This is a genomic window from Arthrobacter sp. Dra40 (assembly GCF_059091905.1).
Genome location: NZ_JBNHHB010000055.1, coordinates 1 through 12,561, shown reverse-complemented (window position 1 = coordinate 12,561; position 12,561 = coordinate 1). Strand labels below are relative to the sequence as shown.

General features: G+C 64.5%; 10 protein-coding genes. 9 read left to right on the top strand and 1 reads right to left on the bottom strand.

The window, feature by feature from the left end; all coding sequences use genetic code 11:
- Nucleotides 1-33: 33 nt before the first annotated feature.
- The 4 genes from AC5RWT_RS19575 (at nucleotide 34) to AC5RWT_RS19560 (ending at nucleotide 2,819) form a co-directional block, all read left to right on the top strand.
- Nucleotides 34-759, top strand: a complete 726-nt coding sequence (locus AC5RWT_RS19575) for a metal-dependent transcriptional regulator (protein WP_494081625.1) — start codon at nucleotides 34-36, stop codon at nucleotides 757-759.
- Nucleotides 756-1,214, top strand: a complete 459-nt coding sequence (locus AC5RWT_RS19570; protein WP_494081624.1) for a fluoride efflux transporter FluC — start codon at nucleotides 756-758, stop codon at nucleotides 1,212-1,214. Before AC5RWT_RS19575 ends, AC5RWT_RS19570 begins: the two co-directional genes overlap by 4 nt.
- Nucleotides 1,211-1,597, top strand: a complete 387-nt coding sequence (locus tag AC5RWT_RS19565; RefSeq protein ID WP_494081623.1) for a fluoride efflux transporter FluC — start codon at nucleotides 1,211-1,213, stop codon at nucleotides 1,595-1,597. Before AC5RWT_RS19570 ends, AC5RWT_RS19565 begins: the two co-directional genes overlap by 4 nt.
- Nucleotides 1,598-1,718: 121 nt before the next feature.
- A complete protein-coding gene (locus tag AC5RWT_RS19560; RefSeq protein ID WP_494081622.1) occupies nucleotides 1,719-2,819 on the top strand; it encodes a carboxylate-amine ligase in 1,101 nt (366 codons plus the stop codon).
- Nucleotides 2,820-2,877: 58 nt separating this feature from the next.
- On the opposite strand, the gene AC5RWT_RS19555 is transcribed toward AC5RWT_RS19560, so the two are convergent.
- Nucleotides 2,878-3,585 carry an AfsR/SARP family transcriptional regulator gene (locus AC5RWT_RS19555; protein ID WP_494081621.1) on the bottom strand — a complete coding sequence of 236 codons (708 nt, stop codon included), beginning with the start codon at nucleotides 3,583-3,585 and terminating at the stop codon, nucleotides 2,878-2,880.
- Between the two features lie 308 nt (nucleotides 3,586-3,893).
- On the opposite strand from AC5RWT_RS19555, the gene AC5RWT_RS19550 reads away from it, so the two are divergent.
- From AC5RWT_RS19550 to AC5RWT_RS19530, 5 genes are all read left to right on the top strand, one after another.
- Nucleotides 3,894-5,276, top strand: a complete 1,383-nt coding sequence (locus AC5RWT_RS19550; protein WP_494081620.1) for an aspartate kinase — start codon at nucleotides 3,894-3,896, stop codon at nucleotides 5,274-5,276.
- Nucleotides 5,277-5,390: 114 nt separating this feature from the next.
- The gene (locus AC5RWT_RS19545) at nucleotides 5,391-6,773 is read left to right on the top strand and encodes a diaminobutyrate--2-oxoglutarate transaminase family protein (RefSeq protein ID WP_494081619.1); all 1,383 of its coding nucleotides are present in this window, start codon (nucleotides 5,391-5,393) and stop codon (nucleotides 6,771-6,773) included.
- Nucleotides 6,770-10,906, top strand: coding sequence for a Pls/PosA family non-ribosomal peptide synthetase (locus tag AC5RWT_RS19540; protein ID WP_494081618.1), 4,137 nt, complete (start codon nucleotides 6,770-6,772; stop codon nucleotides 10,904-10,906). Before AC5RWT_RS19545 ends, AC5RWT_RS19540 begins: the two co-directional genes overlap by 4 nt.
- Before the next feature lie 298 nt (nucleotides 10,907-11,204).
- Nucleotides 11,205-12,116, top strand: coding sequence for a M28 family metallopeptidase (locus AC5RWT_RS19535; RefSeq protein WP_494081617.1), 912 nt, complete (start codon nucleotides 11,205-11,207; stop codon nucleotides 12,114-12,116).
- A gap of 38 nt (nucleotides 12,117-12,154) precedes the next feature.
- Nucleotides 12,155-12,526 carry a hypothetical protein gene (locus AC5RWT_RS19530; protein WP_494081616.1) on the top strand — a complete coding sequence of 124 codons (372 nt, stop codon included), beginning with the start codon at nucleotides 12,155-12,157 and terminating at the stop codon, nucleotides 12,524-12,526.
- The last annotated feature ends 35 nt before the right edge of the window (nucleotides 12,527-12,561 follow it).

Sequence of the window (12,561 nt, the reverse complement as noted above, 5' to 3'; positions counted from 1 at the left end):
CCCTTGAAAGACGTTCGACGAGGAGTGAGACGCATGCCCCCGGCCAGGAAAACCGCCCTCAGCAGCGGCTCGTCCAGCGTGCAGGACTACGTCAAAGTCATCTATGCGTTCACCGAGTGGCAGGACAAGCCCATCACGTCCTCGCAGTTGGCTGCCCGGCTCGGAGTGGCCAACTCGTCAGTTTCCGAGATGGTGCGCAAGCTGGTAGAGCTGCAACTGGTGGACCACCGGCCGTACAGCGCCATTGAGCTGACCGGCGCCGGCCGCCGGTTGGCCCTGACCATGGTCCGACGGCACCGGGTTCTGGAGACTTTCCTGGTCCAGGAACTGGGCTATGCCTGGGATGAAGTCCACGACGAAGCGGAGCTGCTGGAACATACCGTCTCCGACATGTTCACTGACCGCATGGCGGCAAAGCTAGGCAACCCGCAGCGCGATCCGCACGGCGACCCGATCCCGGCGGCGGACGGCACCGTCGACGTCCCCAGCGCCCTGCAGCTGGAGGAACTCGACGGCGGCCACACCGGCCGCATCACCCGCATCAGCGACGCCGACGGCGACCTGCTGCGCTTCTTCAGTGCCGAGCAGATCGGGCTCGATGACCGGGTGGAAGTGGTAGGCCGGCGCCCCTTCGGCGGTGCCTTGGTGGTCCGTTTCGGTCCCGCCGGGTCCGCCCGGGAGCTGGATCTGGGCGACCAGGCTGCCGCGGCCCTGTGGGTGCACAGTGATCCGCATCCCGGCTGCCGGCTCGCTTCGTGAGTACGACGCCGCGTGCGCGGCTTCGCATCGGGTCAGCGCCTTCCTCGGTGCCCGGATGGGGCGCCTGGGCGGCCGTCGCCGTCGGCGGTTTCGCCGGTACCGAAGCGCGTTACCTGCTGGGCCTCGCTCTCCCCGATAACGGTGCCATCCCGTGGACCACACTGTCCATCAACGTGGCCGGAAGCCTGCTGCTGGGCTTGCTGACGGCGTTGTGGACAGAACGTCCCGGCACGGCCTTCTGGCTCCGGGCAGCGCTGGGACCGGGACTGCTGGCGTCTTTCACCACCTTTTCAGCGGTGGCGTTCGCCGTCGACCAGCTGGCCGCCCAAGGACGTCACGGTGCCTGGCTGCTGTACGTGGGCCTGTCCCTGGCGGCGGGTTTGGCGGCTGCGGTCGTTGGCCTGTACGCAGGCCGGGGACTGGGCCGCCGGATCCAGCGGATGGGCGGACCATGACCGCGCTGCTGGTCGGGGTACTCGGTGGTGCCGGAGCCCTGTTGCGCTTCGCCGTCGACACCTGGCTTGCCCGCCGGCAGGCAGCCCGCAGCCGGCCGGAACAACATTGGCCCTGGGCAACCTTGCTGGTCAACGTCGCCGGATCGTTCATTCTTGGACTCGCCGCCGGCGGAGTGCTGGGTTCGGAGCATGGCATGGCGGAGCCATGGCGCGTGGCCCTGGCCAGCGGACTGGCGGGCGGACTGACCACCTTCAGTTCCTTCACGGTTGCCACGGTTAAGCTGTGGGCGGAGCGCCGGCCGCTTGCCGCCGTCGTCAATCTTGCGGCCAATTTGCTGCTGGGCACCGGTGCCGCGGCGCTGGGGCTGGCGGCCGCGCTCTGACACCAGGTCCGGTCGCCGCCGCCGCACAGCGTGGCCCGTGGTTGGCCGGCTATGGACTCCACAAGCCTGCTGATCAGTTAGGCTCGAAATGTCCGAGCATTGGCAAAATGAAAGGTGTTCCGTGGCCACTCTGGGAATTGAGGAAGAGTACCTGCTGTTGGATCCGGTCACCGGCTTACCCGCCCCGGTGGCGGATACGGTCGCCGAGAACCTTAAAGGCTCAGTTCAAGTGGCCAGGGATGAAATCCAGCGGGAACTGCTCACTTGCCAGATCGAAACTGCCACCGCGGTCTGCTCCACGCTCACCGAGGCCGAGGAGTCACTGCTCAACTTCCGCCGCGAGCTGGATGCCGCCGCCCGGAAGACCGGCGTTCGGGCCGCGGCTACCGGCACTGCGCCGCGGATCCAGGACGACTATCCGGAGGTGACGGACAACCAGCGTTACCACCAGCTCAAGGCCAGCGCTAAGGGCATCGTGGCCGACCAGTTCGTCAACGGCCAGCACGTGCATGTCTCCGTCCCGGACAAGGAAGCCGGGGTGCAGGCGTTGAACCGCATCAGGCCGTGGCTGCCGGCGGTAGTGGCGTTGGGTGCCAACTCGCCCTACTGGCTGGACCGCGATAGTGGATTCGACAGCTGGCGCATTGTCCATTACCGCCGCTGGCCGATCCAGGGCTGCGCGCCGGTCTTCCGTGATGCGGCAGACTACGAGCGCCGTATCCAGCGCCTGGTGGACTCCGGCGTGATCATCGACCGGGGCGTCATCACGTGGCTGGCCCGGCTATCCGACCGCTACCCCACACTGGAAGTCCGTGCTGCCGATGTGCAGCTCGAAGCCCAGGACTCCGTGCTGATCGCGGCAGTGGTCCGGGGCCTTATCTCCACGGTGCTGACCGATGAAGCAGCCTCGCGGTCCTTCATTCAGCCTGATCCGGAGCTATTGGATGCTGCCGTCTGGCAGGCGGGACGGCAGGGCCTGTCCGACCGGCTGGTGGACCCCGAGTCCGGTGTGCTGCTGCCGGCGCAGGACGTGGTGCGCATGCTGCTGCGCTACATCCGGCCCGCACTGGAGGAAGAAGGCGACTCGGCGTGGGTGGATGCCAGCATTGAACGGCTCTTTGCCACGGGAACAGGTGCCGAGCGGCAGCGCAGAGCCATGGAATCCGGCGGGCTCCCGGCGCTGATGGACCTGTATGCCTCGTCCCTGACCGCAGAGCCCTAGTCTGCGGGCGCCAGAGCACCAGGCACCCGGCGGCCGGCCGCTCGCCGGCCGCCGCCGGTTACATGAGCAGGGGCGCCATGAGGTTCATGATCTTGGCCGAAGGCTGCACCCCGAATTCCTTCCAAAGCCGGGACTTGAAGACCTCGAACGCCCGCAATGCCTGGGCATAGTTGCCATCGGCTATGTGCGTCTCCAGCAACAGCCGCTGGGCGCTTTCGCGCAGCGGCTCCAGGGCAATGGCGTAGCCCGCAGCGTCCGTAGCCTGGCCGGTTTCGCCGCGCTCTAGATACTGGCTGGCGAGCCGTTCCAGCGCCGTCAGCCTCAGCAGCCTCCACCGCTCCTGCTCGGCCATAACCCAGTCCTCGTACCACCCCGGCAGCAGCTCGGCCGTATGCAGCAGGTCCAGCATGGCCGGACGCAGGCGGACCCCGCGGTCCCCGTCAAGAGCGGCCAGTCGACGGCGGACTTCATGGACGTCCACCACCACGTCCGGAGCGAGTGCCAGCGGGTCCCTGCTCTCCACCAGCAAGCCAGGCAGCTGGTGGGAGATCATCCAAATCGTTGCCCGCAGGCTACCCGCTGCTTGCTGCTCCGAGCTGTCCGGCCAGAGCAGCCCGGCCAGGAAAGCACGCGGCTCACTGCCGTACAGGGCCAGGACGGCAATCAGGCGCTGCTGCCGGATGGTTACTTTGACAGGCGCTTTTCCATGCCGGAGCTGCCACCCCCCGAGTAATTGAACTTCCCACATACGTTCTGTTGCATTCACTTCGTTGCCCCCCAAAAGGCATTGAGCGGCCCCCAAGACCACGGCCGAAACATCCCCTAGTTCAGCTTCCCATCCTGTCCAGCGTTGTCAACGCAGCTAAATGATTCATCCGAAACAAACCTGACCGGTAACACTCGAATAACGAAGCGGTGACGACAGTCCGGGTGAACTGTACTGGACGAATACATGACGAACAGGGGGGTTCCGTGTATAGCGAAGGTACCGCGTCAGCCGCTCCCTCCGGGATGCATCTTCCCGCCCACCTCCCATCCCGCTCCGGGAACGCCGCTGGTGTCAGCCCAGCGGCATTGACCACGGGAGTCCTTGACGGCGCGGGCAGCGCGCCCTCGCTCATCGTGCAGAAATTCGGCGGCTCTTCCCTATCCGACGCCGGGGCCATCCGGCGGGTCGCCGGGCGGATCATGGAGACGTACCGGTCGGGTCACGAAGTGGTCGTCGTTGTTTCCGCGATGGGCGACACCACCGATGAACTTCTGGATCTGGCCGCCCAGGTTTCGGACCTGCCGGCGGCCCGCGAACTGGACCTCCTGCTCACGAACGGAGAGCAGATTTCCGCGGACCTGCTGGCCATCGCGCTGTCCGATCTCGGTGGGTTCCCGCGGACCTTCACGGGGGGCAAAACGGGCCTGATCACAGATGACATCCATGGCAAAGCCCGTATCGTCGACGTCAACGCACGGCGGATCCGGGCTGCGCTCAAGCGTGGCGAAATACCTATCGTCGCAGGGTTCCAGGGGAAGAGCCGGGGAACCAAGGAAATCACGACGCTCGGGCGAGGCGGCTCGGACATCACCGCCATCGCTCTGGCCGCCGCTTTGGAGGCGAGAGTATGCGAAATCTACACCGACGTTGACGGTGTTTACACCGCGGACCCACGCGTGGTTCCCTCGGCCCGAAAGATCGACACGATTTCCAGCGAATGCATGCTTGAGCTCGCGGCATGCGGGGCAAAAGTCCTACAGGTGCGCTGTGTCGAATACGCGCGCCGGTTTGGAGTCACCCTGCACGTTAGGTCGTCGTTCACCCGTGGCGAAGGCACCATGGTGGTGCCGGGCCCTGCGAATGATTCGTCCCGGTTACCGGGACATTCCCTGGAGACTCCGGTTGTCTCCAGCGTTGCCGCGGAGCGGTCCTGGGCAAAAATCACGGTCACCGGCGTTCCTGATACGCAGAGGGCAGCCGCCGCTTTGTGCGCGATCATGGCGGAGACCGGCGCCTACACTGACTTCATCGCCCAGAAGGTCTCCGCGGCGCGCGCAGGCTGCAGCGATATCGCCTTCACGGTGCCCCGCGAGTGCGGACTCTCTGTCCCCGCCGCCCTCGAGGGCGAAAGGAACAGAATCGGCTTCCATTCCCTGCACTACGACGACGGCATTGGGCTGATCTCTCTGATGGGCTTCGGCCTGCGGATGGAAGCCGATGTCTATTACCGGTTCTTTAGGATTCTGGCCGATGCCGGAGTCAACATCGAACTGATATCGACGTCGCAGTTCCGCATTTGCATCGCGACCCGGGCCAGCTTGCTCGACGACGCGCTGGCGGCGGTACGGCAGGCCTTCGGGTGGTCCGACGGCACGGAGCAGGCGTCGGCCGGCGAGCCGGCGCTGGACGACGACGAAGCGGCACCGGACAGCCAGCCGGAGCATTCATTGCCCATAACTGTCCAGTAACGTGCGCGTAACACCGGACGTCGTCCAATGTCGTTTAGGGGCCCGGCGGTGAGCGAATTCTTCGCCTCTGCTATCACTGGGCCCTTTTGTCGCTCTCAGACTAGGAGGACTGCCGTGGCAGCCTTTTCGGACTTACTCGGGTTCACCGCCCCACAACTGGTCGGACCGGTGCCCGGCCCGGGGTCGGCTGAACTGCTGGCCCGCCAGGCAGACCGGGAATCCAATGCGCGGACCTATCCCCGCCACCTTCCAATTGCCATCGAGGAAGGGCACGGCAGCTTTGTCCGCGACGTCGATGGCAACGTCTTCATCGACTTCCTCGCCGGTGCCGGAGTCCTCACGCTCGGCCACAACCACCCCGAGCTCGTCCAGGCGGCCGCGGATCAGCTGGGAAAATTCACGCATGGTCTGGACTTCCCTACCCCGGCCAAGGAGGCGTTCATCGACGCGCAGCTGTCAATGCTGCCCGCCGGGATGCGGGAACGAGTGAAGATCCACTTCTGCGGCCCGACCGGAGCGAATGCCGTGGATGCGGCGATCAAGCTGTGCAAGACCGCCACGGGCCGCGGCGAGATCATCTCCTTCCAGGGCGGCTTCCACGGCAGCAGCGCCGCTCCGATGGCCCTGACAGGACTGGTCGAGCAAAAGTCGCCCGTTGCCAATGGTGTGCCCGGCGTGCACTTTTTCCCGTATTCGTACTGCAGCCGGTGTCCCCTGGGTTTGGGGCCCGAGACGTGCTCTACCAACTGCGCCACCTATCTGGAGAATTCGCTCAAGGACGATCTCGGCGGAATCCCGCTCCCGGCCGCTGTGATCGTCGAGATGGTGCAGGGCGAGGGCGGGGTGATCCCGGCGGACCGCGAATTCATGCAGCGGATCCGTGCACTGACCCGGGAGCTGGGCATCCCGCTGATCGCCGACGAGGTCCAGACCGGATGCGGGCGCACGGGAACGTGGTTCGCGTTCGAGCAGTACGACATCGAGCCGGATGTCATCATCGCTTCCAAGGCGCTCAGCGGAATCGGCACGCCCATCGCCATCATCATTTACAACAAGGCGCTGGACACCTGGGAACCCGGCGCCCACACCGGCACGTTTCGGGGAAACCAGCTTGCTTTCGCCGCCGGGGCCAATGCCGTGCGGATCGTGCGCCGGGACGGCATCCTTGAAAACGTCGAAGAACGCGGAACCCAGGTAAAGGAGTTGCTGGATCCGCTCCGGAAGCTTCCGTGGGTCCACGAAGTGCGGGGCCGGGGCCTCATGTGGGGAATTGAGCTCAAGGATCCTCAGACTGGACGTCCTTCCGGGGCGTTGGCGCAGGCCGTCCAGGCTGCGGTGCTGCAGAAAGGCCTCATCCTGGAGACGGGCGGCCGCAACGGCAGCGTCGTCCGGTTGCTGCCGCCGCTGAATATCACAGCGGAGGTCGTCGCCACCGCCTGCGCGATCCTGGTCGAGGCTGTCCGGCAGCAGTACCCGCAGCAACAGGAAGCAGCATGAGCGCTCCGGCAGGCCGCAGAGCCCGGCACCGCTTGCCAGAGACAGATCACACGCAGGAACACACTGGGCCGGCTGGGGCCACCAGCACCATCCTGGCCGGTGCCCCTGGCAACGGAACCGTACGCTGGCGTCCAGGGGACCGGTTGGAACGGCTTTTCGAGGACCGCTGCGACGAGTTGCGCCGCTCCGGCGAGTGGGGACGGCTCGCCGTCGACAGCAGGGGGCAGTCGCTCAGTTACGACCAGCTCGACGCCAGGGCGAACCAGCTTGCGCGGTACCTGATCTCGCGCGGCGCCCGACCGGGCGACCGGGTTGCACTGCTCTTCGACCAGCCCGTTCGGTCTTACACCGCCATGCTGGCAGTTTTGAAAGCCGGTGCCGCATTTGTTCCCCTGGACGCGGGTTACCCCTCCGACCGTCTCGCATACATCGCCGAGGATGCGGATGCGAGCCTCATCCTGTCGCTGTCCCACCTGCGGGACCGGATACCCGAAACGGCCGCGACCATCATCTGCCTCGATGAGGAGGAGCCGATGGTGGCCGCGCAGGATTCCTCGCGCTTGCCCAGAACCGAGGAGACCGGCCCCGTCGGCGAACTTGCCTACATCATTTACACCTCAGGCTCGACCGGACGCCCCAAGGGTGTGGCCGTCGAGCACCCGAGCATCTGTAACTTCGTGCTCGTGGCAGCCGAAGTCTACGGCTACCAGCCAACAGACCGCGTCTACCAGGGCATGACGATCGCTTTCGACTTTTCCGTGGAGGAGACCTGGGTTCCATGGATGGTGGGTGCAACACTGGTGCCCAAACCCGGTGGTACAAGCCTGCTTGGCATGGAACTGGGCCAGTTCCTCCGGGACCAAAGGGTGAGCGCCATGTGCTGCGTTCCGACGCTGCTGGCCACGCTCGACGAGGACCTGCCCGACCTGCGGTTTCTGCTGGTTTCCGGTGAGGCCTGTCCGCGTGACCTCATCATCCGATGGCATCGGCCGGGCCGCAGGTTCCTGAACGTCTACGGCCCGACGGAGGCAACCGTCACTGCGACGTGGGATGCGGTCCACCCGGACAAAGCGGTGACCCTGGGCAGTCCGCTGCCAACATACTCTGCGGTGATCCTCGATCCGGATGAACCGCGTGCGTTGCCACCGGGGGAACTGGGTGAAATCGGGATAGCCGGGGTCGGGCTGGCCCGTGGGTACGTTAACCGGGACGACCTCACCGAGCGCGCCTTCATCCCCGACTTCCTCGGCATCGAAAACAATCCGTCGGGCCGGATCTACCGCTCGGGAGACCTAGGACGGTTCAGCGAAAGCGGAACCATCGAGTACCACGGCCGGATCGACACCCAGGTCAAGATCCGCGGCTACCGCATTGAACTCTCCGAAATCGAGTCCGTGCTGCTACAGGTGCCTGGCATCGCCCAAGCGGTCGTTAACACCTTCGAGCCAGCCCCGGGAATCGTGGAACTGGTTGCCTACTACACACTGCGCCAGGACACCCTGGCAATCGACGAGGCCGGCATTGCAGGGAAACTGAGCGAGACGCTGCCCGGCTACATGGTGCCGGCCTACCTCGAACACTGCGCCGAAATACCGGTCATGCCCAGCGGGAAGGCCGACCGGAAGAAGCTGCCGCTGCCCAGCAAACCGCGGCTCACCGGCAATACCCACGGGTACAGCGCACCAGCGACCGAAGTGGAGGAGATACTGGCCGGCTGTCTTGCCGAAGTGTTGGGACTGGAGAAAGCCTCCGCCACGGCCCACTTCTTCAACGATCTCGGAGCGAATTCGTTGCTCATGGCCGGCTTTTCAGCCGCCGTCCGCCGCCAGGGCTCCCTGCCGCCGGTGGCGATGCAGGATATCTACCAGCACCCGACCGTACGCCAGCTTGCCGCCGTCCTCGCCACTGCACAGGCTGCCGCTGAAATGTCGGGCCCTGCCGCGGACGAAGCGGCGCCGGTCCCGCGGTCCGTGCCGAGCACACTCAGTCACATCTTGTGCGGCGTAGCGCAACTGATCATCTTCCTGGGCTACACGACCTACGCAACCTCTCTGCTGGTCATATCCTTCGTGTGGGTTTCCGAAGGGACAACGTTCATTGATATGTGGCTGCGGTCCGCCGGACTCGGTGCCGCCACGTTCCTGGTACTGTCCATCACCCCGATTCTTGTGAAGTGGATTCTTATCGGGCACTGGAAGCGTCAGGAGATCCCGCTGTGGAGCTGGACCTACATCCGGTTTTGGGTCGTCAAGACACTCAACCGGAGCAATCCGCTCGTCCTGTTCGTCGGCTCGCCTCTTTATGTGCTCTACCTCCGGGCGCTTGGGGCCAAAATCGGCAAGGGTGTCGCCATTTTTTCCCGCATGGTTCCGGTATGCACCGATCTGGTCACCATCGGCGACGGCACTGTCATTCACAAGAATTCATTCTTCCTTGGCTACCGCGCCCGCAGCGGGGTCATCGAGACGGGCACGGTGACCTTGGGCCGCGATGTCCTTGTATCGCAGAAAACAACGCTGGACATCGACACGTCCATGGGCGACCGCGCTCAGCTGGGCCATGCGTCCTCGCTCCAGACGGGCCAGGCGATTCCGGACGGACAGCACTGGCATGGCTCGCCCGCGATCCCCACGGACGCGAACTACCTTAGGGTTCCACCGATGCGCTGCAGCACCCGGCGGAGGGTCATCTTCACCCTGCTGCAGTTGTTCAACCGGTTTTTCCTGGTCATGCCGGTCGGAGTCGTCGCCTTGGCAGGGCTGCTCCCGCCCTACCTGGATTTCGGGCATCTGAAAATGGACAATCCGTTCTTCTATCTCGATACCCTGCTCATCACCCTCACCGTGTTCCTCGCGTCCTTCTTCGGTGGCCTCATTGCGGTCCTTACCCTCCCCCGGCTCCTGAACCTCGCTCTGAGGCCGGACAAGGTCTACCCGCTTTACGGCGTGCATTTCATGCTTCAGCGGATGGTTGCGGCGATGACGAACGTCAAACTGTACAAGGATGTCTTCGGCGACAGTTCGTACATCGTGCCCTACCTCAAGGCGCTGGGCTATGCCCTGGGCCGGAAGGTCGAGCAGACCGGGTCCAACTTCGGTCCCGAGGTGGCTCATGATTCGCCCTACCTGAACACCATCGGATACGGGACCATGGTTTCCGATGGCCTGAACATGATGAACGCTGACTACTCCAGCACGTCATTCCGGCTTTCGCAGGTCAGGATCGCGGGCCGAAACTTCCTGGGAAACGACCTCACCTTCCCCATTGAGGCACGGGTTGGCGAGAACGTTTTGCTGGCAACAAAGGTGATGATCCCGATCGACGGACCCCTCCGGGAAAACACGGGCTTACTGGGATCCCCGCCTTTCGAGATTCCGCGGTCCGTCCAGCGGGACAGCCGGTTCGATGAACTGAAGATCGAAGAGGCGAAGAACCGGCGCCTGCCAGCCAAAAACCGGCACAACATCACGAGCATGGGAATCTTCCTCGGTGTTCGCTGGTTCCTGTTCTTCTCCGGAACGCTGATCGCCGCGGCGACGGTGACGATCTATGACGACTTCGGCGTGCTGGCGATCGCCATGGGCACGTTGGGCCTGGTGATATACCGTGTCCTGCTCGCTGTGCTGATCGAGCGCTCCATGTTGGGATTCCGAAGACTGAAACCGCAGTACTGCTCCATCTACGACCCGTACTTCTGGCTCCATGAACGTCTCTGGAAGATGCTCGCCACTCCGCCCTTCAACGGCACGCCATTCAAATCAATGGTCTGGAGGATGCTCGGCGTCAAGGTGGGCAAACGCCTGTACGACGCCGGCTGCAATATCCCGGAGAAGACTCTTGTGTCAATCGGCGACGACTGCGCCCTCAACGAAGGCACAGCTCTGCAAGGCCACTCGATGGAAGACGGTACGTTCAAGTCGGACTACATCACGGTGGGGAACCGGTGTTCGTTCAGCGTCGAGTCCTTCGTGAATTACGGCGCGATGGTGGGCGATGGCGTCGTACTCGAGGCCGACTCGTTGCTCATGAAAGGAGAGGACGTGCCGGAGAACGCCATATATGCCGGCAACCCCGCCCGGGACGCGACGGGCACCGGTAGACGTCGGCGGTTGACCAGGGCATCGCAAGAATGACGGCAGGAGCCGCTGTGCGTGCCGGACTTGGCCGGCCACCCGAGGGTGGACCACTGCGCGCCCGGCGATTGGCACACCGTGACGTTGGAGCAAGCCCCTGGTGGGCGGCTGTGTGACAACACTCCCGCGACGACCAACCACGGCTTCGGACACCTATGGACACCTGTCTATACGGGCGACGGCGATGATGCTCGCTGCCATCGTTCTGCTGGCAGCCTGTTCCGCTCCCCCGTCCCTGAATTTGGGCAGCAGCCCCGATACCAGAGCCTTTCGCGATTCCGTTTCCGCCCGGAACGTCATGGTCCATCTGCAGGCCCTGCAGACAATCGCCGATGCCAACAACGGTAACCGCGCAGCCGGCACCCCCGGCTATGAGGAATCCGCCGCCTACGTCGAGGAGCAACTGCGGGCTGCCGGCTACCATCCGGTTCGGCAGAGATTCTCCTACGAGGCATCCACGGATGACAGCGACAGGGAAACCTTCAATATCCTGGCGGATACCGGCGGGCGAACGGACCGCACCATCGTCGTCGGGGCCCACCTCGACTCGGTGACGGAGGGCCCCGGCATCAATGACAACGGCAGCGGCGTAGCGGCCATCCTCGAAGCCGCCATCCGTCTGGCGAAAACGGGAATAACGCCGATGAACCGGGTGCGGTTTGCGTTTTGGGGCGGCGAGGAAGAAGGCCTGCTGGGCTCGGCCTACTACGTGGAACAGCTCTCATCGACTGAAGTCGAAGAGCATGCCGCCAGTCTCACCTTCGACATGGTCGGCTCGCCCAACGCCGCAAACTTCGTGTACGACGGTGACGGCTCGGCGTTCGCTGAGGCGGGCCCGGACGGTTCAGCACAAATCGAGGACGTCTTCCTGAACTACTTTGCGGCAGAGGGCCTTGATGCCGGGCCCACCCGGTTCGACGGCGGGTCCGACTACGCGGCGTTTATGGAACAGGGCATCCCTGTCGGCGGGCTGTTCACAGGAGACGTCGGCCTCAAGTCACCCGAGGAAGCTTCCGTGTACGGGGGCATGACGAGGAAAGCATATGACCCGTGCTATCACTCCAGTTGCGACACGGTAGGAAACGTCGACGAGGACGTCCTCGCGGTGATGTCGGACGCCATTGCACATGCCACGCAGACGCTCGCGCAGGCGGATTCCGCCCAGGCGCTGCCGCACGCCCCGGGCGCCGGCACCCGCACAGGGCACTAAGTTGCAGCCGTTGGCATCCCGGTCCATGGTGGTAGGTGATGATTACCAGACGCGAGGCAGCCCAGTTGCTCGATATTCCCTTGGAGATGGCGAAACGCCACGGCATCCCGTCCCGCCTCTCCAAGGAGGAGCTTGCCGCGATGGAGGCCAGCCCACCGGCTTGGCTGGCCCAGTCGCGGGCCAACCGCAGCGGCAAAAGGCCGGTCTGGACCACGCTGGTCTGCACCATTTGCGGCTTCAGTGAGTCAGCCCGGCCGAAGAAATGGTGGCCGGAATTCACCTTTGTGTACTGCCGGCACCATGATGCCGCGGAACTGCCGGAGCTGCCGGCAGGCTGGGTCCGCAGCGAGTATGACGGCGTCGGCACCCGGTTCACCGGGACCGTCGACGTGGTGCTTCCCGAATCGTGACGGTGCAAAGGGGCGGCCTCCCCCCATGGGGAGGC